The sequence below is a fragment of the Clostridium fungisolvens genome (assembly GCF_014193895.1).
In the GTDB taxonomy this organism is placed as follows: Bacteria; Bacillota; Clostridia; order Clostridiales; family Clostridiaceae; genus Clostridium_AR; species Clostridium_AR fungisolvens.
Genome location: NZ_BLZR01000001.1, coordinates 2,983,608 through 3,008,434, shown reverse-complemented (window position 1 = coordinate 3,008,434; position 24,827 = coordinate 2,983,608). Strand labels below are relative to the sequence as shown.

The window sequence follows — 24,827 nt, the reverse complement described above, 5'->3', positions numbered from 1 at the left end:
TCTTAGAAATAATCTAGTGTTTTGAATAATATTCCAATATATAGTTTAAATTGTAATTATAAGTAAATCAAGGTATAATTTTATAGATGTAGATAGGATACCAACATTAAAAAATGTTAGTACATAAAGGAGATTAACTAATGATAGATAGAGATAAGTCTTTAATTATAACCTTTTTGTTGGAATAGCTCTTTTATTTTCTGGATGTCATAAAGCCGAAATCAAAGGCTTAGATGAAAATTTAAAGATTAAAGCTTCAGAAACTAGGATTTCTGATTCGGTTCCTAATAAAGAAGAAGTAATCAAACAAATTGATCTAGGAATATCTATTATTGAGGAATCTATAGAGAATTTCGTTAAAGAAAAGCCTGGTAGAAAACCAGAAGAAAAGCTAAATAACAATGGTGAATCAAGTCTAAAGGAAGTACAAATGCTTAGACAATTAGAAAATGAATTGAAAAATAACGAAATAAGTGCTGAGGATGCATGGAAAAGGTGTTTAGAAATTAGGGATGGTAAGAAGAGCAAATAGAATAAAAGTAGGTACTTTAAATTTAAATTATTACATTAAATTAATTAAGTAGGAGCCATCAAATGTTATAGTGCTTAACATTTAATGGCTCCTAATACTTGTTTTAAGATATATTATTCCATTATGTTTTTTCTATATTGGTTAGGGGACACACCATAAACCTTCTTAAAGGTTCTTATAAAATGGTTGTCATCTTCATATCCAATAAGATCGCTTATATCACGTATCTTTAAGTCAGAAGAAGCAAGAAGTTCGATTGCTTTATTGAGTTTTATGGTCTGAATCATTTCTTTAAAAGTATGGCCTGTATTTGCCTTTATAAGCTTGCTTAGATAAGGCACAGAAAAGTGAAATTCCTTTGATAAATCTTCTAGGGTTACAGTTTTATAGTTTCCTTGAATATAAGTAAGTATTGAAGTTAGTTGTTTATTGCTCTTCTGTAATTCTTGAGGTAATTCTACCGTGTGCTTTTTATCTCTTAGTAAATGAGCAAATAGAATCATTAGAAAATTATCAAGTATCTTATTGCTATACTGCTGATTTTCAATGCTTTCAATGATTATGTTTGACATAAAGCTTCTGATTGAATCACTGTTATTTGTTCTGAAGATAATATAGTTATTATAATTCTTTGTATATAAGATTTTGGTGAAAAACGAAGAAAGAATATTTTCTTCACTTAGTACTTCTAAAAAGGTATCGTTGAAGGTTGTGCTTCTTATTATTACATTTATTACAACAGAGTCATCGAATACTGATATGGAGTGCTCTACATCGGGAGGAACAATGCATATGTCGCCTTCCTTTAATATAATCTTATCACCCATTATATTTTGCTCACACTTTCCAGAGTACACGTATATCATCTCGAAGAATGAATGTTTATGTGTAAATTCAGGTGTGTATCTGAAATGTTTTGAAGCTAGAATATGATAATCCTTTTTATGTTCAAATACATATTCCTCAATAAGTAAGTAGGGTTCCATTATATCTACATCGTCTATATCTGGGACAATAAGTTTTTTTTCCTTAATTAGTTTCATATCTGCCTTATCAATAAATTCTTTAAGTTTTACAGGGTCTTGTTTGGCTAAATAGTATTCTTTGTAGAAAAGCTCATCTACTGTGTAGGTCTTTAGGTATTTATCTAATTCTTTTATAGTCATTTTATCACCTTATTAAGATATTAAATTATGCATATGTAAAATGTTTTGAATTATAGCTTTTTCAATGTATAAATTAATGGTTAAGTTAAAAACTCTATAATAATCCGTTTTTGTAACTTTAATAAAAAATGCTGATTTTTATATGCCAAATTTAATGTAATTTATTATATTTTTAATATTAACGGTTTTGAAATCCGCTGTAAATAAGAATTTATATCCCTATTAAGAAAAATTGAACTGTAGCAATAAAAAAGCAGTTATATTAAAAAATGCATATTCATTGCAATAAATTATGCAGTTTGTTTAGAGCTGTATATGAATTATAATAACAATATAAACGATATCATCGATGATAAATAATATAAATTTCATAACATTCTTTCAATTGTTGGTTAAAAAATGCATATAAGTTTGGCAGGATATTTAAGAGTGTTTTTAACAAATTTAAATGAAAGAAAATAATCTTTAAACTATTTTTTCCGAGGGGGATAAAAATGAGTACAAACGTTAATACATCAGTAAATGCTTCTACAGGCAAAATCGGATTTTTTGAAAAGATATCTTATGCATGTGGTGATTTTGCAAATAATATAATATTTTCTTCAATGGGTGCATTCCTAGTATTTTATTATACAGACGTTGCAAAAGTAGGTGCAGCTGCTATTGGTTCTATAATGCTTATTTCACGTTTACTTGACGGAATAATTGATATTATAATGGGGTTTGTTGTTGATAGAACTAAGTCAAAGTATGGAAAAGCTCGTCCTTGGATTTTAAGAATGAGTATACCTTTCGCAATAGCAACTGTTCTGTTATTTTCAGTGCCTAACCTAGGTGAAACAGGCAAACTTATTTATATATTCTTGACTTATAATATTGTTAATATCATATATACTTCTATAAATGTACCTTATGGAACATTAAGCTCCTTAATGACACAGGATCAATATGATCGTTCAGTATTAAACATTGTTAGAATGATATTTTCTTTAGTTTCAAGTCTTGGAATTACAATGCTTACTTTACCTGTAGTTAATGCATTAGGTGGAGGGCAAAAAGGCTGGACAATGGCATATTTAATATTTGGTATTATAGCTTGTGTATTATTCTTTATAACTTTCTTCTTTACAAAAGAAAGAGTTGGAGCTTCTGCAGAAGTTGAAAATGTTAAGAAAGAAAATGTTCCAGTATTAGAAGGACTAAAGGGCTTATTTAAGAATAAATATTGGGTTATTCTAACTGCAAATGGTCTTGCAAACGGTGTTAATATGGCCATTTCTATGGGAGTGAACATTTATTATGCAACATATATATTAGGTAATCCTAATCTTGTTGGAACTCTTTCACTAGCTATGTTATTACCGATGATTGGTGGACTATTTATACTAGCACCTTTCGTTAAAAGATTTGGAAAAAGAAATATGAATATAGCGGGAAATATAATCACAATAGTAGGATATGTAATAACTTTACTTAATCCAACTAATGCAGGCATGGTAATAATAGGTGCAGTAATAAGAGGTATCGGAACAGCACCAGGAACAGGTGTAGGTTTTGCTATGATCGCTGACTCAGTTGAGTATGGTGAATGGAAGACTGGTAACAGAACTGAAGGCTTAGTATTCAGCGCACAAAGCTATGGTGGAAAAGCCGGATCAGGACTTGGTGGAGCTCTGATAGGTTGGGTTTTAGCAGCTGGAGGATATGTAGGAGGAGCAGCAGTTCAATCAGCAGCTGCAATTTATTCAATCAAAGCGCTGTTTATATTCATACCTATAGTAGTACTAGTTGTTCAAATATTACTTTTAGTTCCTTATAAGTTAGATAAGGAATACCCAACTATACTAAAAGAACTTCAAGAAAGAAATGCAAGTAAAGTATAAGCAAGATAATGCTTTAAGACCAATTGAGAAATAAAGCTTATAGAATTTTTGTAAGAGCATGCATAGGTGGAGATTTATAATTTCCTGATGCATGTTCTTCTATTTTTGGTGAGAATTAAAATGCTTTTTTCATATTTAGGCGGTTAATCATCCGGCGTCTTAATAAGCTTATACTAATTCTTATTTTATATAAGAGCCTGCACTTATAGTATTGCTTAATGAATTCAATGCTATAGCGGGAGTAATGAAGGGAAGCTTGGTTGGGTGTGAATATCTGAAAACGTAAGTAGAGATTAAAAAATGCATATTATTTTAAGTAAATAACTCCATTTGTTTTTGTAGTTAGATATTTTACAATTGAGGTGTAATGGAGATTATAGGGTTTATACATTGAAGCTTTATTAGAAGGTCTATTGTATTTAATTAAAAAATGTATATAAAAATAAATGAATTAGATTTTATTTGGAATTCTATATTAATAAATAAAGTTATAAGTGATAACAAATATATATTTAGAAAAATAAGAATAGAGGTTGTAAAGAATGAGAGTGAAGAATTTAAGAACCAATCATATTACAAATCCATTGGGTTTTGAATTAGGGAAACTTCGTATGTCTTGGATTACAGAGGATACAGTTTCTAAATTTCAAACTGCAGCAAGGGTAGAAATAGCTTTGGATGAGGCTTTTGAAAACATAGTTTTTGATAGTGGTATAAGAGAGGATATAGATAGTTTGGCTTTTTATCCAGAGATGAAGTTAAGTGTTAGAACTCGTTATTTTTGGAGAGTTACTGTTTGGGGAGATAGTGGCGATTTTGCAACTAGTGAAACAGCATGGTTTGAAACAGCAAAGCTTGAAGAACCATGGACAGCTAAATGGGTTACTCCAAGCCTTGATAAGGAGCTTCATCCAATAATAAGAAAAGAATTTAAGCTTCCATCGGAAGTAATTTCAGCAAGAGTTTACATGTGTGGACTTGGACTTTATGAGTTTGAAGTGAATGGAAGGAAAGCTAGTGAAGAGTATTTTGCTCCCGGTTTTAATGCCTATGATTTTTGGCTTCAATATCAAACTTATGACATTACAGAGCTCCTTAAAGAAGGGGATAACTGTTTAAGTGTAATGCTAGGCAATGGAACTTATAAAGGTAGATATGGCTTTGACGGTGGATACAATGAGCTTTATGGAGACAAGTTTGCTTTAATCTGTGAAATAGTAGTTACCTTAAAGAATGGTATGACTGCAGTTATTGGGACTGATGAAAGCTGGAAAGCCATAGAGGCACCAGTTAAATTCAGTGGAGTATATGATGGAGAAGTTTATGATGCTAATGCTGAAATAGAAGGATGGTCAAAGCCAGGTATTGATGAGAGAAATTGGAGTGCTGTAGAACTAATAGATATTGGATATGAAAAGCTAACGGCAAGACTAAGCCTTCCAGTAAAGATAAAAGAAGAGATTAAGCCTATTGAAATAATACACACCAAAAAAGGTGAAACAGTATTGGATATGGGGCAAAACATGACAGGATGGATAAGATTTAAGGCTTCTGCTGAAAAGGGACAAGAACTTCTATTAGAGTTTGGAGAAATCCTTCAGGATGATTGCTTCTATAGAGATAACCTTCGTACGGCAAAGGCAGAGTTTAGATATATAAGCGATGGAACTAGTAAAGTGGTTCAGCCACATTTCACATATTACGGATTTAGATATGTAAAACTTACTGGATTTAAGGAAGTTAGTTTAGAAGACTTTACAGGCTGCGTAATATACTCAGATTTAGAGTTAACAGGAAGCATTGAAACTTCTAATCCACTTGTAAATAAATTATTTAAAAATGCTCAATGGGGACAAAAAGGAAACTTCTTAGATGTGCCAACGGATTGTCCTCAACGTGATGAAAAGATGGGATGGACAGGAGATGCTCAGGTATTTGCATCCACAGCTTGCTTTAATATGTATTCACCAGCTTTTTACACTAAATACATGTATGACTTACGTGAAGAGCAAAAGAGACTAGGTGGTTCGGTACCATTTGTTGTACCTTCTATTAAACCTAAAAATCCAGTGGGGATAGTTAATGGAAATGGATCAACTGCTTGGGGAGATGCTGCAACAATTATTCCTTGGACCTTGTACTTACATTATGGAGATAAGGAGCTTTTAGCACAGCAGTTTGATACTATGAAGGACTGGGTGGATTATATCAAAGGTATCGATGACAATACTGGAGGAAGAAGACTTTGGACAGTGGGCTTCCACTTTGCCGATTGGTTAGCTTTAGATGCAAAGAACCCTGCAGAATTAACTGGTGGAACGGACAAGTACTATATAGCTTCAGCTTATTACTGCTATTCAGCAAAATTAGTTGCTAAGGCTTCCAAAATATTAGGCAAGATAGAGTTATCAGAAGAATACTCAAACCTAGCTGAAGAAATAAAACAAGCCATATTAAGAGAGTATTTTACACCTAATGGAAGAAGCGCAATAAATACCCAAACTGCAATGATTGTAGCTCTTTATATGGATTTAGTTCCAGAAGATCATAGAGAAAGAACTATAAAGGACTTAAGAGAAAAATTAGATGGAGACAATATGCATCTAACTACTGGCTTTGTTGGCACTCCTTATTTCTGCAGAGTATTATCAGAAAATGGCTCAAATGAAGATGCTTATAGACTTTTATTAAATGATGATTATCCAAGCTGGTTATATGCAGTAAAGCTTGGAGCAACAACTATTTGGGAACGTTGGAATTCTGTACTTCCAGATGGAACTATTGGTGATACAGGCATGAACTCTCTAAACCACTATGCTTATGGTTCTATTGCAGAATGGATGTATAGAAATATGTGTGGAATTAACCCAGTTGAAGATGTACCTGGATTTAGAAAGATAAGACTTAAGCCAACACCACATGGAAGCTTAAAATATGCGAAGGCAAACTTTAATTCTCCAAATGGACCTATTGAAAGTGGATGGAAATTAAGTGATGAAGGAATATTAACCTTTGAATTTGAGATTCCATTTAACACCACAGCAGAGTTAATACTTCCTGATGCATTACTAGAAAATGTGAAGATATATGGAAGTTCATTAATTGAAAGTGACATAGATGCGGTTCAAGAAGGTAGTAATGTAGTTTGTAAGCTTACAGCTGGAAGATACAACTTTGAGTACATGCCTTCAAAGGAATATAGGTATATATATAATCTTGATAATAAACTTTGCGAATTAATTAATAACGTAGAGGTTAAAGAAATATTAGATGAGGTTATTCCAAGCTTAGTAAACAATCAAGTGTTAAGTTTCTTATTCCAAAATACATTAAAGCAAATAAGCTGTGGAGGAATGGACTTAGGAATTGATTGGAATTATGCACTTAATAAAATTGATAGTGAACTAAAAAGTAAAGCAATCAGTATTTTATAAGATTTTATTAATGCAAGAGATACAAATTTAATCATAAGAACTGATTAAATGAAAACAGTTAACTAGTTGTCTTACGAAGGTGAACTATTGTTGAGTGGTTCATCTTCTATCACAACAGAATTACTAGAAAAAAATGAAGCTTTAATATAACAGAGATTGGAGAAGAGGAATGATTGATTTAAAGAAGAAGCCATTTTACTTATCAGATGAAGATATAAAATGGGTAGAAGATACAATAAATACTATGACTATAGAGGAGAAGATTGGGCAGTTGTTTTGTCCTATAGGAATGTCACCAGACGAAAATTACTTAAAGTATGAAATTTTAAGTAAGCATATCGGAGGAATATTATTTAGACCTGGTGATAGTAAAGAGATGCAAAAAACTCACAACTTTCTTCAAAGAAATTCTAAGGTGCCTCTACTTATAGCTGCTAACTTAGAAGCAGGGGGAGACGGCATAGCATCAGATGGGACAGCCTTTGCTAAACAGATGGAGGTAGCTGCGACTAATGATACTGAGTATGCCTATAAGCTAGGAAAGATAGCTTGCAGAGAAGGTGCAGCTGTTGGATGTAACTGGGCTTTTGCACCTGTTGTAGATATAGACATGAATTTCAGAAACCCAATAACTAATGTAAGAACTTATGGAGATAATCCAGAAAAGGTTTTAGCTAACGGATTAGAGTATTTAAGAGCAGCAAAAGAGTGTAATGTAGCAGTTTCTATAAAGCATTTCCCTGGAGATGGAGTTGACGAAAGAGATCAACATCTTCTGACTTCTGTAAATACCTTATCTTGTGAACAATGGAACGAGAGCTTTGGTAAAGTGTATAAGGGACTTATAGAGGCAGGTGCTTTGACTGCAATGATCGGACATATTGCCATGCCTGCATATCAAAAGAAACTTAATCCTGATTTTCCAAGTAAGGTAGTTCCTGCAACTCTTTCTCCAGAGCTACTTAATGGACTTTTAAGAGAACAACTAGGTTTTAATGGAATGATAGTTACTGATGCTACTCCAATGGCTGGTTTTACTGCTGCAATGAGCAGGGAATTATCAGTGCCAACAGCAATTGCTAGTGGCTGTGATATGTTCTTATTCAATAAGGACTTAGCTGAAGACTATGATTTCATGATGAAAGGGTATAAAAATGGGATTATAACAGAGGAAAGATTACAGGAAGCATTAACAAGGATATTGGCTACTAAGGCAGCTCTAAAGCTTCATGATAAACAAAGAGATGGAAGTTTATATCCAGATGACGAAGAACTTAAAGTTATAAGTTGTGAAGAACATAGAGCTTGGGCTTATGACTGTGCAGATAAGGCTATAACCTTAGTAAAGGATACTCAAGATTTACTTCCTATAAGTGCTGAAAAGCATAAGAGAGTATTACTTCAGATATTAGGGGACTTCCCATCCAATAAACGTGTAAATGAAAAGATTAAAGCTTTATTAACTTCCGATGGATTTGAGGTTACGGAATATGTTAAAGAAGATTTCGGGATGCCTCTTGATAATGTGGCTGATATTAAAAGTAAGTATGATCTTGTTTTATATATAGGAAATATAGAAAATGCAAGTAATAAAACTGTATCACGTATAAATTGGCATACTTTCTTCGGACTTGGAAATAACCTTCCTTGGTTTGTGGAAGAAGTTCCAGCCATGTTTATAAGCGTAGGGAATCCATATAACTTATTAGATGCGCCAATGGTTAAGACCTTTATAAACTGCTACTCAAATAATGATTTTGTATTAGAAAAAGTAGTTGAAAAGATTCTTGGAAGAAGTGAGTTTAAGGGAGTTAGTCCTATAGATCCATTCTGTGGAAGAGAAGATACAAGATATTAATTTAGATATGTATTTAACATTTAATAGGACGTTATGGAGAGAGTAACCTAAACGAAGAGGATATATTTGGAGGAGAAGATGAGATACGAAGCAATAATTTTTGATTTAGATGGAGTAATTTGCCATACTGATAAATACCATTATGAAGCTTGGAAGGCTATAGCTGATAAACTTAATATAGAATTTAATGAAACTATAAACCATAGACTACGTGGAGTAAGCAGAATGGAAAGCTTCAACATTATCCTTGAAAAATATGATGGAGTAATATCTGAGGAGAAAAAACTTAAATATGCTGAAGATAAGAATGATATATACAAAGAATTACTTAAGAATATGTCAGAAAAGGATTTAAGTGGAGAAGTAAGAGAAACTCTAAACGGGCTTAGAGATAGAGGCGTAAAGCTTGCAATTGGTTCATCCAGTAAAAATGCAAAGTTTATATTAAATCAAATAGGTCTTGGAGATTTCTTTGATGCTATTTCTGATGGGAATAATATCACGAAGTCAAAGCCAAATCCAGAGGTGTTTTTAAAAGCAGCAGAGTATCTAAATATATCAGCAGAAAAATGTTTGGTAGTAGAGGATGCTGTAGCAGGGCTTGAAGCAGCTATTGGGGGACAAATGGATAGTGCAGCAATTGGAGAGGCGGTATCTAGTGGAAAAGCTACTTATAATTTAGATTCCTTTAAGGATCTGCTAAGTATACTAGATTAAGTTTAGCAGGGTGCAAGAAAGGATAATATCTTTTACAAAAAAGGATATTAAAATCATATATCTTAAAACCTATAATATAATTTGTAGATTAAATGAACATGATCCCAAAAGAATAATAATACTACCTTAATATCACTTACTAAAGAAGAGTCAGATTTAATGAAAATTGAATCTGGCTTTTTTCTTAAATTGAAAGAGAGGAATAATACTAAATAAAGGCTCATATAGTTACTTATATTAACAAGATAAAAAAATGTATGAAACTAAAAAATTCTAACAGTAATAATATTTCTGTGTATTCCGTATATATTGTAATAAGCAGAAATGTTTACATTTACACTTAAAATCGTATCAAGGGGTGACTTTATGAATCCATTATTGAGCACAGTTATAGAAGAAGTATCTAATCTTAAATCAGGAGAAGAATTCGTAGTAAAAGACTTATTTAAGGGATATGTGTGGAAAAGACTAAACAAATCAACCCGTCTTAACTTAGGTATTTTATTTCTTAACGAGGTACGTAATAACTCCTCGCTAAAGGTAACCATTCTAGATAAAACCTCTTCAAATCAGCAAGTGTATTTAAAAGAATAACTGTTACTGAGTATTATGTCTAATAAGAATATTAGTTAGCAAAGGATAAATTCTTTTATAAGTTAAAGATTTTAAATTCCGTTATATTTAATTGAGCTGTTAAAAATTTTGTAAATGTATTCCTATACTTAGTTTGAATTATTTTAACTTAATAAATATTTTGTTATCAGATTTAATCAATTCAAATCTGATTTTTTTTTATTCTTTAGAAAATTATAATTCAATTATATCTATGGATAAGTATGCGTAACGTACTTAAAACATGATAGAACTTAATGAATAATAGGTTGCCTGACAGACTTTCCAAATAATGTACAGTATTTATTTTTCAATTCTGTTATAAGCTAATAATGAAGTTTCTAGGGAGATTACCATTAAATAAAGTTTCTATTAGAATTATGGTTAATTTCTATAAGATTTTATAAAATTAAAAATAAATAAGGATGGTGAACAAATGAAAAGCACATATGATAAACAAGGTAAGTCTAAATCTATTAGACTACTATTGTTAATTGTAGTAATGATTTTTTCAACGATGACTTATGCGAGAAAATATGAGGTAAAAGCTAAGGATTTACCACAGAGCAGTAATAATATAATTCCAAAACCTCTAAACTATCAAAAAGGAAACGGTAAATTTATTCTTACAAACAATACTTCAATATATGTAAAAGGAAATAATGAAAATGAGACAGCTGAAATCAGTAGAGTAGCAGAATTTTTAAGAGAAAAGCTGAATGCTTCAACTGGCTTTGAATTGAAAATTATAAGAGCAGATAATATTCAAGTTCCAGCACAAAGCATTTATTTAACTACAGTTGGAGCAGAGGCAGCTAAAGGAAATGAAGGATACAGAGTAGCGACTACTATAGAAGGTGTAAAGGTAACAGCATACAAGCCAGAAGGAATTTCAAGAGCAGTTCAAACCTTAAGGCAGTTATTGCCTCCAGCTATTGAGAAAAATGCCTTAGTTTCAGGGGTAGAGTGGAGCATCCCTGTTTCAACTATAGATGATAAACCAGAATATAGTTATAGAGGGTTAATGATTGATGTTGCTAGACACTTTTTTACTGTGGATGAAATAAAACGTCAAATAGATCATGCAGCTCAATATAAAATAAATAAGGTTCATTTACATCTTAGTGATGATCAAGGCTGGCGTTTAGAAATAAAGAAATGGCCAGACTTAACTACTATAGGTGGAAGTACAAAAGTAGGTGGAGGACCTGGTGGTTATTATACACAGGAACAATTTAAAGATATAGTGAGATATGCAGCTGATAGATATGTAGAAATAGTTCCCGAATTTGATATGCCTGGTCACAGCAATGCAGCTTTAGCTTCTTACGGGTTTTTAAATCCAGATGGTAAAAAGAAACCTTTGTATACAGGTACAAAGGTAGGCTTTAGTTCTTTTATGACTCATGATGAGAAGACATATGGATTTATTGAAGATGTAATTAGAGAAGTTTCTGAGATATCTCCTTCGAAATATATTCATATAGGTGGAGATGAAGCCTTAAGTACTAAGAAACCAGACTATGATTATTTTGTAGGAAGGGTAGCTGATATAGTTAAGAAATACGGTAAGACTCCTATAGGATGGGATCCAATTGACACCTCTCCTTCAATAGACTCAAGTGTAGTACTTCAAAATTGGAAGGATTCAAATAATGCAGCTAGACAAAAAAATATGAATATTATCACCTCAGTAGCAAAAAAAGCTTACCTTGATATGAAATACGATGAAACAACACCATATGGTTTGAACTGGGCAGGATATATTCCAGTAGAAACTGCATATACATGGGATCCTACAGATTTTGCTCCAAAGAACTTAGTTTTAGGTATAGAGGCACCACTATGGACAGAAACAATTCCAGATGAGAAAGCTATGGATTATATGATATATCCAAGACTTCTAGGATATGGAGAAATAGGTTGGACACCTAAATCAGAAAGAAACTGGGCTGAGTATAAAAATAGATTAAAGAGCCAAGAAGAAAGGATGAGAAATCAAGGAATAAATTTCTACAAGGATAATAGTGTGTGGACATTTAATTTGATTAAGTAATTTTTCTACATTGATATACGGTTCCTAGCTTAACGGTTAAGTAAAAGGGTTCATTAATTATAAGAAACTATAATTATCGAACCACTGAACTTACCATAAGTATAGGAGCCTTTTATTATATACAATTTACCATTATTAGTATTAAAATAAAAGGTATAGTTAAGTTTTTAATATTAAGGAGTATCAAATGGAACATAAAAGTGAAGTTAACAAATTAGGAAAAGAAAAACTAGGTAAATTGTTAATTAGTTTAGCTTTACCTGCAATTATAGCTCAATTAGTTAATATGCTATATAACATTGTTGATCGTATTTATATAGGACATATTCCAAACGTTGGGGCAGATGCTTTAACAGGGGTAGGAGTAACCTTTCCGATAATAATGATTATTTCAGCCTTCAGTGCACTTATTGGTATAGGTGGGGCTCCAAGAGCTTCTATTAGAATGGGACAGAATAAACATGAAGAAGCAGAGCAAATTTTAGGGAACTGTTTTGTAGCTTTAATAGGAATTTCTATAATATTAACGTTACTTTTCTTCGCATTTGGGAAAAAACTATTATTGATGTTTGGTGCAAGTGCTGAAACACTTCCGTATGCATTAAGTTTTCTAAACATCTATATACTAGGTACAATATTTGTACAAATCGCCTTAGGTTTAAATACTTTTATATCAACTCAAGGCTTCGCTAAGATTAGTATGCTTACAGTTACTATCGGAGCAGTAGTAAGCTTTATATTAGACCCAATTTTTATATTTGGCCTTAATATGGGAGTACAAGGTGCAGCTGCTGCAAATGTAATAGCTCAAGCCTGCTCTGCCATATGGACACTAAAGTTCTTGTTTGGACATAAAAGCAAGCTTAGAATACGTAGAAAAAATATGCACCTTAGAAAAACTGTTTTAGTTCCAGTACTAATGCTCGGAAGTGCACCTTTTGTAATGCAAAGTACAGAAAGTCTTTTGAATATTGCCTTTAATTCCTCTCTTCAAAAGTACGGAGGAGATATGGCTGTAGGTGCAATGACTATTATGTCCAGTTTGATGCAGATTTTAAGTCTTCCTTTGAGCGGACTAGGTCAAGGAGCACAGCCAATCATGAGCTATAACTACGGAGCTAAAAATAATGATCGTGTAAAGAATACCTTTAAGTTACTTATACTTTATTCAGTAAGCTTTGCTTTGGTATTTTGGATATTTATGATGGTGTTCCCTGAGGTTTTTGTATCTATTTTTAGTACTGATGCTGAACTCTCTAAAGTCACTGTGTGGGCAATAAGGATTTATATGGCGGTAGCCTTTCTTATGAGCGCACAAACTGCCTGTCAACAAACCTTTATAGCGCTTGGACAAGCAAAATCTTCTCTTTTTCTTGCAATATTGCGTAAGATAATTCTTTTAATACCATTGATATTTATACTACCCAATTTTTTTGATGACAAGGTTTTTGCTGTATTCATAGCAGAACCGGTAGCTGATTTTATGGCAGTTTCGACTACAGTTAGCCTTTTTGCAATTCAATTTAAGAAGGTATTAGCTAAAAATATTCGTAAGGAAAATTCGGAAATAGCTATGTAGAAATCTGATGTCAGATAAGATATTATATGGTAAAATAATACACAATATAGGGATGAGAGGGTGAGTATTATTAGTATAGAGGATTTATTTATTAAGAGTGGATTTAACCCTAATAAAGCTCAAGAAGAGGCTATAAAGAATATTGATGGTCCATTATATATAGTGGCTGGTCCTGGTTCAGGTAAGACTAGAGTACTTCTATGGAGATGTGTAAATTTAATAGTATTTCATGATATTAATCCAGAGGAAATATTTTTAAGCACCTTTACAGAGAAAGCAGCGGAGCAGCTTAAAGCAGGACTAACTTCGCTTCTAGCTCTTGCCACAGCAGAAACAAAAAAATACTATGATATCTCTAATATGTATGTAGGAACGGTACATTCATTATGTCAAAGATTTATTTTAGATAAAAGATTTAAAAATGACTTGAAGAAAAAACTCCCTATTATCCTGCAGGAAATAGACCAGTATTTTTATGTCAGCAGCAATAAATTCTTAGGTAGGGCTGAAAGCGTTTTAAGGCTTTCTGATACATATAAGGAAGAAATAAAAGAATACTTAGGGGCTAGATCTATTTCTAAGAATGCCATTGTAAATTCTTTAATATCTCTATTTAATAGATTTTCAGAAGAATGTATAGATGTAGATAGAGTGATAAATAATCCAGAAGGTGATGAAACACTTTCTATGCTAGGAAAACTATACAAATTCTATATTGAAAGTCTCAGAAATGAACCAAGACAAACTATTGACTTGTCATTACTTCAGCAATTTGGATATAAGGTCTTATGTGAAAGCTATAATAGTGAAAAGATTTTTAAACACATCATAATAGATGAATATCAAGATACTAATAACATTCAAGAAAAGATATTTTTAAAGCTTGCAAATAAATTCAAGAATATCTGCGTTGTAGGTGATGATGATCAGTCGCTTTATAGATTTAGAGGAGCAACAGTTGAAAATTTTGTTCAGTTTGATATTAGATGCAAGGATAATTTAGGTGTTGAACCAAAGAAAATTAAGCTAAATATTAATTATAGATCTAGAAAGAATATAGTTGATTACTACACTAATTTTATAGAAAAAGAAAACTGGGCACATGAAGCGCTAAACGGCAGGTACTATAGAAATGTAGATAAAAACATAAAAGCACATAGTACGGATTCTGGAATCTCTGTAGTAACCACCGTAGGTGAATCTCCTGATAAAGTGTACAGAGAAATAGCACTTAAAGTAAAGGAAATGCTAGATAAAGAGGTTATATCAGATCCATCAGAGGTTGCGGTGTTATTTACTTATTTAAAAGGAAATAAAAATGCATCCAAATTAAGAACTGCTTTTGAAAATATAGGTATAGAGGTTTATGCTCCTCGTGCAGGCAGATTTTTTGATAATTCAGAACCTGTGGACATGTTTGGTTTAATATTTTATTTATTTGGAACGCCAGAAATAGATGAAAGATTTAATGTGGGAAAACATAAGGAGTTTAATGATTGGATACAGCAATGCTTATTTTCAGCAGAGAATATAATAGCTGAGGATTATGAACTTCAATGCTTTATTGATAAAACAATCTTTGAATTAGATAACTTAAAAAATGATTACTTTGAAATACTCAGGTATATGGAAAATTATAAAATTTCTTTAGATGACCAAATAAATAAAAAAAGCTTTGAAAATTTAAAAGCTGCTTTAAATAATAAGTTATCGGAAACAGGTCAAAAGGAACTTAATAAAAAATCCTTAGGCAAGATAATAGAAAAGAAAATCAATGAAGGTATAAATCTAAATTATAGATGGCTTATTACTAGGATTAATTCTTTAGATTGGAATCTATTAGATTTATTTTATCAGCTATGTGGCTTTGAAAGATTTAAAAACATCTTTGACGATGCTGAAAATGGCATTGATGAAGGTCCGATTTATAATTTGTCTAATATAACTAACTATCTTCACTTTTTTATTGAACATAACTTTGGATTAATAACTGGACAAGCGCTCTGTGAAGGAACCTTTGAGAGAGTATTTGTAACTTCTTATTTAGGGGCTTTATATAAAAGAGAAGAAGGGGATTATGAGATTAAAGATGAACCAATACCAAAAGGTAGAGTTTCATTTCTAACTATCCATCAGGCAAAAGGTTTAGAGTTTCCTGTGGTCATCTTAGGAGCAGTACCACCAGTTATGAATAATGAGAATAAATTGGAGGCTTTAGTAAGACCATATCTAAATGGAGAATATGAACCATTAAATAAAATAGCTCATTTTGATAGAATGAGATCTTATTACGTAGCTTTATCCAGAGCAGAGATTTTACTTATAATACCTAACTTTAGAGGTTTAGGTCAAAGAATCCATCCATATTTTAAGGATGATATTGCAAATGCTAGACTTCCTTTAATTCAAAGTCTAGATGTGGATTTAATGCCTAAAGCAAGTAAGAAAGATGAAACTATAGCAAAGGTTTATTCCTATACTGCTGATTATTTAGCTTACAGTGATTGCCCTAGAAAATATATGATTTATAAAAAGTATAATTTTGTCCCTGCGAGAACTACAATAACCTTCTTTGGTAGCTTGGTACATAAAACCTTAGAAGATATCCACAATTATTATATAGAAATGCGAAGCATATGATGAGAGAACTAGAAGATACTAAGAATATTAAGCTAAGGCAATGAGAGACTGAGGTATAGTATCAATACATTAAATAAAGAGAATAATATGGTAATTCAGCATTGTTTGAATAAAAGATATTTAATGCGAGAAATAGAAAAATAGCAATAAGATTAAAATAGAGAATTGCATTTAAGGAGGAATTAAGATATGAAAAACAATAAAACAATAAATATAATGACAACAGTAAATGCATCTGTAGAAAAGGTATGGAAATGTTGGACAGAGCCAGAACATATAAAGAAATGGAATAGTGCTTCAGAAGATTGGCATACTACTTTTGCTGAAAATGATTTAAAAGTTGGAGGTAAATTTCTTTCAAGAATGGAAGCTAAAGATGGAAGTTTTGGTTTTGATTTTGGGGGTGTTTACGATGAAGTTAGATTGCATGAAGTGCTAGCTTACACCTTAGGAGATGAAAGAAAAGTTCAAATAACTTTTATGGATCATGGTGATAACACAGAGATAAATGAAACATTTGAAGCAGAGGACACTAATTCCGTTGAGATGCAGAAAAGTGGATGGCAGTCAATTTTAGATAATTTTAAGAGATATACTGAATCTCAAGTTTAAGGATATACATAAACTACTTCATATTAGAATTTATCCTAGGAGTCTAATGATCGAAGTAGTTTATCTATAATAAGCAGCAATGCAAAATAGTGGTATGCATAACTTAATATTTGAAATTGGGAACTTATATAGGATTCCTAACTCAACTATTAATTTATACGTGTCCGATAATCCCCAGAAGTCGGGATTATCGAACAAGTATAAATTAAGTTTCGATATAGGAATCCTTTAACTACTTTATCAGAAGCATTGCGTAAAGAGTACGTAATTATATCTTAAGCACATGAAAAATGGGATGAGGGGTATAGTATGGATATAAAGAAATTGAGAGAGATATTTGAAGATAATTACGAAGAATTAAAATACGAAACTGGACGTTCCATAACTTTAAATATGAAAGAATTTGCATGGCAGCAAGTAAAATTATATTATGAGAAACTAGGAAAAGTAGCTAAGAATATGACAGAAGCGGAAGTTAAGCTAATACTGCCAGAGCAAGTAACTCCAAAGGGCAAAAAATATACAATAGAAGGTATTGTAGATATAGTTGAAAAAGAAGATAAGATAACGATGTATGATATAAAAACTCATAATGTAGAAGAAGTCCGAAATGATAAAGATTTATATAGAGGACAGTTGAATATGTACGCTTATATGTGGAAAAACCTTAAGGGTACTGAAATAAATAATATGGCAGTAATAGCAACTGCACCATCTTCAGAGCTTAGACAAGCAACCGGCATTGGCGACGAAATAGCAGTAGATATAATTGATGATTGGAATCCTATTGTTGAACTTGAAATTGACAACAATGAGGTTGAAAAACAGATAAGATGCTTTGGTGAAACTGTAGATAAAATTGAAGAGGGAGAATTTAAAGCGCCATCTCTATCAAAATTGAAGGAAGTTAAAAAAGGGCAAAAAGCTCCATTTGGAACGGCAGTTTGTAGACACTGTGATGCTAGACATTCCTGCAATTCTTATAGTCAGTACATAAATAAGGTGAAATTAGATGAAGAAATCTTAGAAGTAGCTGAGTCCGAAGATTTGGTAGAGCAAGATGAATGGAAGGATGCTTTTATGAAGTAGGCTAGAACTTGAGTGGTTAGATATAGTAATTTGAAACACTGAAAGTATGTATTAAATAAATGTTGGTAGAGCATCAATGATTAAGAGGACAAGCATTACCGCATAAAGGAATTAACTGATTACTTAATTTGGGTTAGATAATGATGTGAAATATTGGCCCTTGGTTAATTGCTTAAAGCGAAATAAAACACTGTGACTATGTATTAAATAAATGTTGGTGGAGCATCAATGATTAAGTGAACAAGCATTACCGCATAAAGGAATTAACTGATTACCTAATTTGGGTTAGATAATGATGTAAAATATAGGCCTCTTGGTTAATTGCTTAAAGTGAAATAAAACACTGTGACTATGTATTAAATAAATGTTGGTGATACATCAATATGTATGTGGACATGCATGGCGAAAGGTCTTAATAAGAACAGAGTCTTTATTCAAATATTAGGATTCCAAATGGTTAATTATTTAGCATTAATAGATGTAAAAATAATGTTTATACAAAATTAAGTATTAAAAAATTGTTGGTAGTTTACTTAGAATTGAGGAATATTATATGAAAAATATCATTACAATTCAGCATACACAATCAATTCATCATACAAATGGGATGGTTGGGTCGTGGACAGATTGGGACTTATCTGACTTAGGGAAAAAACAAGCAGATAGAATAGGTAGAAAGTTGATAGGAGAATTACAAGGAAAAGAATATGTAATGTATTCATCAGATTTATTACGTGCAAAAAATACTGCAAAAATAGTTTCAGAGCACTTGGGTATTACTCCAATTTTTACTGAAGCATTAAGAGAAAGAAATTTAGGGGCTGCAGTAGGAAAGTCAGTACAATGGCTAAGGGGAAATATTCAGTGCAAGGAGAAAACAGTAGATGATAGGATGTTACATGATGCAGAATCACGAAGAGACGTATGGAACAGGTTATTAGATTTTTATAAAAGCATATTAACAGATAATCATGAAAATATAATCATAGTTTCACATGGAGATACATTAAGTGTATTTAATGCCATGTGGCTTGGATTGGATATTGAAATGTTAAATAAATGTGATTTATTTGGTATGGCTGGTGGAGTTTCCTTTATGAATGAGAACCAAGATGGGAAACATATTATCAGACGATTGAGTGATATGTCGTATTTAGAATAGTTAAATATTAAGTTGAAGATTTAAAACAACCTTATTTTAATGTTTTTAAAGAAACTAAAATAAGGTTGTTTTTTACTGTATAGAAAAATATAAAGTTTTTAAGTCGGTTAAACCTATATATTTCAATAAAAAGTTATTAATATTATTAAATCGATGGCGTTTTCTATATTCAAGCTACCAGCCCCTTCGTAAAAATAATGATCTTTATAAATAATCTATTATGTATAAAGTCTATTTTATACATAATAGATATACATAGCTTGTCTATGAAAAATTCAATACATTACCAACATTTATTTAATACATAAAATAAGTGTTTTTTTATTTATAGTGGAAAACATCATAAGTTAAAGAACGAAAAAAATTAACTTGAATGTGGTTTTGATTAAAGGTCTGACGACCTACCAACATTTATTTGATACATAAGATTAGTGTTTTTTTATGTATAGTAGAGAGGATCATAAATTAAAGAACAAAAAAGTTAATTTGAAAATTGTTTTGATTAAAAGTGTGATATTCCACCAACATTTATTTGATACATAAAATAAGTGTTTTTTTATTATAGTGGAAAACATCATAAGTTAAAGAGCGAATAAAATTTAACTTGAATATGGTTTTTGCTAAAAGCGTGATATCCCACCAACATTTATTTAATACATAACATGAGTGCTTTTTATTTATAGTTGAAAGCATCATAAATTAAAAATCTAATAACTTAATTTGCATAGCTGTTTGTCATGTGTAAAAACAAAACACTTATAAGTACTTAATAATATTGACTTATTGCTTATAATTACTTATTATTAAGATAGAGGTGATCATATGGTTAAAGAAGATAGCTGTAAAAATTCAAATGAAAATAATATACATTCATATAAAGAAAGATTAAATCTAAATACTGATGAAAAAGAAAAAATAGTTGAAAAGGCTATGATTTTTATCCATAACAATGGAACATATTTTTTTGATGTTTCAACTAATGTTCAACTTCTTGCAAAAAAGTTAAATAAGAAAACTACTGTTTTTACTCATTCCTTAGATAACTTTAATATACTTTCTGAAAAACAAGAAGTATTAGTAAAATTAATAGCTGGAGAGTTTAATAATAAGAATCGTTTCTTTTATAGAACAGATTATGAAGAATATTTTAAAGGAATAGAATTTGATGCAGCAATTATAGGTGCTGGTGCTATAAGAGAAGATGGAATTTATTATGAGGATGAAGAAGATGTTTTTATAAAACAAGAAGTTATAAAAAGGTCTAAAAAGGTAATTTTACTTGCTGAGCACCAGAAATATGAAACGGATACGTACTATAAAGGGATAGATTTAGACAGAATTGATGTAATTATTGTTGATCCAATGTCAGTAGCTTCCTTTGTAGATATTATAAGAACAAAAAATATCGCGATTAATCCTAATAGCTTAATTATTATGTAGAGAAAGGATATAAGTTAATAGTTGAATTAGAAGCTGTATATTTATATAAACTAAAAAAAGGTGGTTTAATAATGTATCAAGAAGAAAGACTTTTAAAAATATTGGAATATTTAAATGAGCATAATACAATGTCTATTCATGATATTTGTGAAATGTTTAATGTATCAAGAGATACTGCACGTCGTGATATTCTAAAGCTTATAGATAATGGAACAGCAATTCGTACTCATGGAGGAATAAGTTTACCAATTTTAAAAAACACAATTAAAGAGTATAGAGAGAGAATTGAAGCTTATTCAGAAGAGAAGAGAAATATTGCAAAAAGAGCCTTAGATTTTATTGAAGAAGGTAAGCATTATTTTTTCGATGTTTCTACGATAATAAATTTTTTATCAAAAGAAATAAGTAAACCTATTTGGGTACTTACCCATTCACTAGATAATATTGAAATACTTTCTGAAAAGAAGGATATCTTAGTTAATTCTATTGGAGGACGTCTTAATAATAAAAATAGATTTTTTTATAAAGCTGACTGGATAAATTACATTGATGGATTAAGGTTTGATACGGCATTCTTAGGCGCAGCATCAATAACCCAAGATGGAATATATTATGTGGATGAAGAGGATGCTTTTATTAAGCAAGCTGCAGTGAAGAAAGCTGATACTGTAATTGTTCTTGCTGAATACGAGAAATTTAAGCTATTAAGTTATTATAAAGGGGTAAATTGGGATGAGATAGATATTATAATCACAGACAAAATGCCACCTTCTGCTTTCACAAAGATTATTGAGGATTATGATATTCAACTGATTATTGTTTAGAAAAGGAGTATATTTGTAAAAAATTTTAGGGGGATTGGGTTATGAATAATTTTAAAATGGTATGTTTAGATATTGATGGAACCTTATTAAATTCTAATCACAAAATTACTGAAAAAGTTAAAGCTGCGATCAATATAGTGGCAAATGAAAAGAATATACCTGTAATATTAGTTTCTGCTAGAATGCCGAAGGGAATAAAGTTTTTACAAAAAGAACTTGAAATAGAAGAACCAATTATTTGCTACAGTGGAGCTTTGGTTTTAGACAAAGAAGGTAGAGTGATTTATCAAGAATTTATAAATGCCTTAGAACTTGAGAAAATATATAAATTAGTTAGAGAACATAATATTCACATTAGCTTATATAAAGATGATGAATGGTATATAGAAGAGATGGATTATTGGGCTAAACAGGAAAGTGAAATAACAAATATTACTCCGAAAATTATAGACTTTAAAGAGCTAATCAAGATTTGGAAAGAAGAAGGGACAGGCCCTAATAAGATTTTATGTATGGCTAGTGCCGATGAAATAAATATATTAAAAGAAAATATCAAAGCAGCGGAGCTGAACGTATATCCATCTAAGCCAACATACTTAGAAGTTATGCCCATTAAGGCATCGAAAACATCTGCAATTAATTGTCTGCAAAAGGAATTAGATATAAACAAAGCAGAGATAATAGCTATGGGTGATAATTATAATGATATAGACATGCTACAGTATGCAGGGGTAGGAGTAGCTATGGGAAATGCTCCGGAGGATGTAAAGAAACATGCAAATGATGTGACTTTAACAAATGATGAAGATGGAGTAGGGGAAGCGTTAGAAAAGTATATCATTAATTAAAAATATTCTTGATGAATAGAGCAAAAATTATTAATTTGAGGAAGTAATCAGTTTTATATATGCTTGATAAAGTTATGGTGTCTAGTTGGAGCAAATCCGCTAGGCACTTTTTACTTTGGCATTTTTGTTTCGGAGGAATTGAATTTGTTTTGTAGAATTTAGGTATAGAATGAAATAAAAAAATTTCCGTGAACCTTTCCTGTAGTCAGTTTATCTAATGTATGTAAGAGTTCTTAGCTAAGACTTTTAGTACGCAGTAAGGAGGAGATGACTTGGAATTTATCTCGACAATTAACAATACCAATAGTTCAGAACTAGATGTAAAGCTTGCTAAAAAAGGTGATAAAGAAGCCTTTAGCAGAATAATTGAAAATAATAAAGTTACTTTATATAGAATAGCACTGAGCATGCTTAAGGAAAAACAGGATATAGAAGATGTAATTCAGAATACCATAATTAAAGCCTATGAAGGGATAGTTTATTTAAAAAAAGATCAGTTTTTCAAAACTTGGCTTATAAAAATCTTGATAAATGAATGTAATACTGTACTAAGAAAAAGAAAAAAGGTAGTTCCTATTGAGGAAGTAAGCGCAGATATAGCTATTGCAGATGACTACAGTAATATGGAGCTTACTAATGCAGTTAATTTACTTGAAGAGGATCTAAAAGTAGTAACGATTTTATTTTATTTTGAAGATATTGCGCAAAAAGATATATCCAAGCTATTAGGTATTCCTGAGGGGACAGTTAAATCTAGGCTTTCTAGGGCAAGAACTAAACTTTATGAAATGCTTAAGGAAAGGTAGGAATTAATATGAATAATGATTTATTAATTGATGATATATTAAAAGAAAAAGCTAACGGTGAAGCTTTGAAGTTACCAGAAGATTTAAATCTTAAAATAAAACAGACAATTGAGGATTTACCTAAGCGAAAGAAAAATAGAAGATTAGCTAAAAGAACTGCAGTAGCTGCAGCAGTTACACTAGTTGCTTTTACAGGATTAAGTGCTGCATTTCCTGCATATGCACGTAATATTCCAGTGGTAAACTCAGTATTTCAGTTTTTAAGTGATAAAAATATCATTGATAAAGAATATGTTAAGTACAGCTCAGATTTAAACTTATCAAAAACTTCAAATGGTACAACCGTAACAATAAATAGTATAGCTTATGATGGAATAGACCTAAGTATTGCTTACACTGTTGAAAGCGAAAAAGAAATTAAAAATTCACCACATATGTTAGATAAAGAATTCAAAATCAATGGAAAGGTCACAAGTTTTAGTTCAGGTGGTACAGGAAAGCTTATAAATAAAAATACTTATGTTGGAGTAGATAGTTTTAATGTATCAAATGATTATTTACCAAAGGAACAAAGAAAGTATATTCTTGGTGGTGATGTGGTTATCCCGGATAACTTTACAATGGATTTAAATATAAAGGGATTTTCTGATGGTTCAAAAGGACAGTGGGAGTTTAAATTTAAGGTATCCTTAGATCAAATAAAAGGAAAAGTAAAATCCATGAAAACTTCTATAGACTTATCAAAACTTGTACCGAATTTGAAAATAAATGAAGTTATTTTTACTCCTATGAATACTGTTTTAAGAACTGAATCAGATAATGGGACGGTAGATGACTCAGCTAGATATATTATTTTTGACGATAAAGGAAGAAGTTTATTAGAGAAAGGTGCAGAAGCTTTTGGATCTGCTGATACTAATAAGATGTACTGGCAATATAATTTTAAAAATATATATGATGACACAAAGTCAATTACATTCATTCCGATGAAAGAAAATAGGGGCTATAAGGATAAAGCAACAAAAGATGCAGATGGAGTTTATGAGCTTGATAGTAAGTCAACACTGCTAAATTTAAATGGAACTACTGTTGTATCTGAAGGAAAGTATGGAGAATACAAGATAAATAAGGTTGAATTACTTCAAGATAAGACTTTAATTTATTATGGATGTACAAATCTGCTGCCTTCATTAGATCCTTACGGACTTGTAATAAAAGATGAGAATGGTAATAGGTATGGATTACAAAAAGATGTTGTAAAGGATCAAGGTCACAACAAATTCGTAGCTGAAATAGAACCATTGCATAAAGATAAGAAGTATACAATATCAGCAACAGATTTAGAAAAGCTGTATGATGTAAGAGAGGATCTAAAGTTTACTGTTGATGTGAAATAAAACATTTATTCCAGGGTAGTTTTGAAGATAGATTTCGGATCGAAATGCTTCATTTTTAGTATTAAAAGTAAATATATTTGAATAAAAGTTGTGTGAAAAATAAGCCCAAGACAATGAGCTATCCTTATTAGGTAGAAAGATAAAATAATGAAACTATCTACTATAGAGGAAG

General features: G+C 31.1%; 17 protein-coding genes. 16 read left to right on the top strand and 1 reads right to left on the bottom strand.

Features of this window, described 5'->3' with window-relative positions:
- Window positions 1-645: 645 nt before the first annotated feature.
- Complete coding sequence (locus tag bsdtw1_RS13160) at window positions 646-1,698, bottom strand: AraC family transcriptional regulator (protein WP_183278018.1); 1,053 nt, start codon at window positions 1,696-1,698, stop codon at window positions 646-648.
- Window positions 1,699-2,192: 494 nt separating this feature from the next.
- Between bsdtw1_RS13160 and bsdtw1_RS13155 the strand changes: the two genes are divergently transcribed.
- The 16 genes from bsdtw1_RS13155 (at window position 2,193) to bsdtw1_RS13080 (ending at window position 24,655) form a co-directional block, all read left to right on the top strand.
- A complete protein-coding gene (locus bsdtw1_RS13155) occupies window positions 2,193-3,581 on the top strand; it encodes an MFS transporter (protein ID WP_183278017.1) in 1,389 nt (462 codons plus the stop codon).
- Window positions 3,582-4,123: 542 nt separating this feature from the next.
- Window positions 4,124-7,015 carry a glycoside hydrolase family 78 protein gene (locus bsdtw1_RS13150; protein ID WP_183278016.1) on the top strand — a complete coding sequence of 964 codons (2,892 nt, stop codon included), beginning with the start codon at window positions 4,124-4,126 and terminating at the stop codon, window positions 7,013-7,015.
- Window positions 7,016-7,184: 169 nt separating this feature from the next.
- Window positions 7,185-8,873, top strand: coding sequence for a glycoside hydrolase family 3 protein (locus bsdtw1_RS13145; protein WP_183278015.1), 1,689 nt, complete (start codon window positions 7,185-7,187; stop codon window positions 8,871-8,873).
- Between the two features lie 78 nt (window positions 8,874-8,951).
- Complete coding sequence (gene pgmB, locus bsdtw1_RS13140) at window positions 8,952-9,590, top strand: beta-phosphoglucomutase (protein WP_183278014.1); 639 nt, start codon at window positions 8,952-8,954, stop codon at window positions 9,588-9,590.
- 366 nt (window positions 9,591-9,956) lie between these two features.
- Window positions 9,957-10,184 carry a single-stranded DNA-binding protein gene (locus tag bsdtw1_RS13135; protein ID WP_183278013.1) on the top strand — a complete coding sequence of 76 codons (228 nt, stop codon included), beginning with the start codon at window positions 9,957-9,959 and terminating at the stop codon, window positions 10,182-10,184.
- A gap of 454 nt (window positions 10,185-10,638) precedes the next feature.
- Window positions 10,639-12,258 carry a beta-N-acetylhexosaminidase gene (locus bsdtw1_RS13130; RefSeq protein WP_183278012.1) on the top strand — a complete coding sequence of 540 codons (1,620 nt, stop codon included), beginning with the start codon at window positions 10,639-10,641 and terminating at the stop codon, window positions 12,256-12,258.
- A gap of 187 nt (window positions 12,259-12,445) precedes the next feature.
- Window positions 12,446-13,837, top strand: coding sequence for an MATE family efflux transporter (locus bsdtw1_RS13125; RefSeq protein WP_183278011.1), 1,392 nt, complete (start codon window positions 12,446-12,448; stop codon window positions 13,835-13,837).
- Window positions 13,838-13,897: 60 nt separating this feature from the next.
- The gene (locus bsdtw1_RS13120; protein ID WP_183278010.1) at window positions 13,898-16,477 is read left to right on the top strand and encodes a UvrD-helicase domain-containing protein; all 2,580 of its coding nucleotides are present in this window, start codon (window positions 13,898-13,900) and stop codon (window positions 16,475-16,477) included.
- Window positions 16,478-16,666: 189 nt separating this feature from the next.
- Window positions 16,667-17,089, top strand: coding sequence for an SRPBCC family protein (locus bsdtw1_RS13115; RefSeq protein ID WP_183278009.1), 423 nt, complete (start codon window positions 16,667-16,669; stop codon window positions 17,087-17,089).
- A 309-nt stretch (window positions 17,090-17,398) separates the two neighbouring features.
- A complete protein-coding gene (locus tag bsdtw1_RS13110) occupies window positions 17,399-18,178 on the top strand; it encodes a PD-(D/E)XK nuclease family protein (RefSeq protein WP_183278008.1) in 780 nt (259 codons plus the stop codon).
- Between the two features lie 553 nt (window positions 18,179-18,731).
- On the top strand, window positions 18,732-19,340 hold the full coding sequence (locus bsdtw1_RS13105; protein WP_183278007.1) for a histidine phosphatase family protein: 609 nt from the start codon (window positions 18,732-18,734) through the stop codon (window positions 19,338-19,340).
- 822 nt (window positions 19,341-20,162) lie between these two features.
- Window positions 20,163-20,780 (top strand): DeoR/GlpR family DNA-binding transcription regulator, encoded by a 618-nt coding sequence (locus bsdtw1_RS13100; RefSeq protein ID WP_183278006.1) that lies wholly within the window; start codon window positions 20,163-20,165, stop codon window positions 20,778-20,780.
- A 71-nt stretch (window positions 20,781-20,851) separates the two neighbouring features.
- Window positions 20,852-21,604, top strand: a complete 753-nt coding sequence (locus bsdtw1_RS13095; RefSeq protein WP_183278005.1) for a DeoR/GlpR family DNA-binding transcription regulator — start codon at window positions 20,852-20,854, stop codon at window positions 21,602-21,604.
- Window positions 21,605-21,645: 41 nt separating this feature from the next.
- On the top strand, window positions 21,646-22,452 hold the full coding sequence (locus bsdtw1_RS13090; protein WP_183278004.1) for a Cof-type HAD-IIB family hydrolase: 807 nt from the start codon (window positions 21,646-21,648) through the stop codon (window positions 22,450-22,452).
- Between the two features lie 272 nt (window positions 22,453-22,724).
- Window positions 22,725-23,258 carry a sigma-70 family RNA polymerase sigma factor gene (locus bsdtw1_RS13085; RefSeq protein ID WP_183278003.1) on the top strand — a complete coding sequence of 178 codons (534 nt, stop codon included), beginning with the start codon at window positions 22,725-22,727 and terminating at the stop codon, window positions 23,256-23,258.
- A gap of 8 nt (window positions 23,259-23,266) precedes the next feature.
- Window positions 23,267-24,655: a DUF4179 domain-containing protein gene (locus bsdtw1_RS13080; RefSeq protein ID WP_183278002.1), complete on the top strand. Its 1,389-nt coding sequence runs from the start codon at window positions 23,267-23,269 to the stop codon at window positions 24,653-24,655.
- The last annotated feature ends 172 nt before the right edge of the window (window positions 24,656-24,827 follow it).

Bases quoted from the DNA above. Each gene is read 5' to 3' on its own strand.
- bsdtw1_RS13160 (WP_183278018.1), bottom strand. From the start codon at position 1,698: ATGACTATAAAAGAATTAGATAAATACCTAAAGACCTACACAGTAGAT.
- bsdtw1_RS13155 (WP_183278017.1), top strand. From the start codon at position 2,193: ATGAGTACAAACGTTAATACATCAGTAAATGCTTCTACAGGCAAAATC.
- bsdtw1_RS13150 (WP_183278016.1), top strand. From the start codon at position 4,124: ATGAGAGTGAAGAATTTAAGAACCAATCATATTACAAATCCATTGGGT.
- bsdtw1_RS13145 (WP_183278015.1), top strand. From the start codon at position 7,185: ATGATTGATTTAAAGAAGAAGCCATTTTACTTATCAGATGAAGATATA.
- pgmB (WP_183278014.1), top strand. From the start codon at position 8,952: ATGAGATACGAAGCAATAATTTTTGATTTAGATGGAGTAATTTGCCAT.
- bsdtw1_RS13135 (WP_183278013.1), top strand. From the start codon at position 9,957: ATGAATCCATTATTGAGCACAGTTATAGAAGAAGTATCTAATCTTAAA.
- bsdtw1_RS13130 (WP_183278012.1), top strand. From the start codon at position 10,639: ATGAAAAGCACATATGATAAACAAGGTAAGTCTAAATCTATTAGACTA.
- bsdtw1_RS13125 (WP_183278011.1), top strand. From the start codon at position 12,446: ATGGAACATAAAAGTGAAGTTAACAAATTAGGAAAAGAAAAACTAGGT.
- bsdtw1_RS13115 (WP_183278009.1), top strand. From the start codon at position 16,667: ATGAAAAACAATAAAACAATAAATATAATGACAACAGTAAATGCATCT.
- bsdtw1_RS13110 (WP_183278008.1), top strand. From the start codon at position 17,399: ATGGATATAAAGAAATTGAGAGAGATATTTGAAGATAATTACGAAGAA.
- bsdtw1_RS13105 (WP_183278007.1), top strand. From the start codon at position 18,732: ATGAAAAATATCATTACAATTCAGCATACACAATCAATTCATCATACA.
- bsdtw1_RS13100 (WP_183278006.1), top strand. From the start codon at position 20,163: ATGGTTAAAGAAGATAGCTGTAAAAATTCAAATGAAAATAATATACAT.
- bsdtw1_RS13095 (WP_183278005.1), top strand. From the start codon at position 20,852: ATGTATCAAGAAGAAAGACTTTTAAAAATATTGGAATATTTAAATGAG.
- bsdtw1_RS13090 (WP_183278004.1), top strand. From the start codon at position 21,646: ATGAATAATTTTAAAATGGTATGTTTAGATATTGATGGAACCTTATTA.
- bsdtw1_RS13080 (WP_183278002.1), top strand. From the start codon at position 23,267: ATGAATAATGATTTATTAATTGATGATATATTAAAAGAAAAAGCTAAC.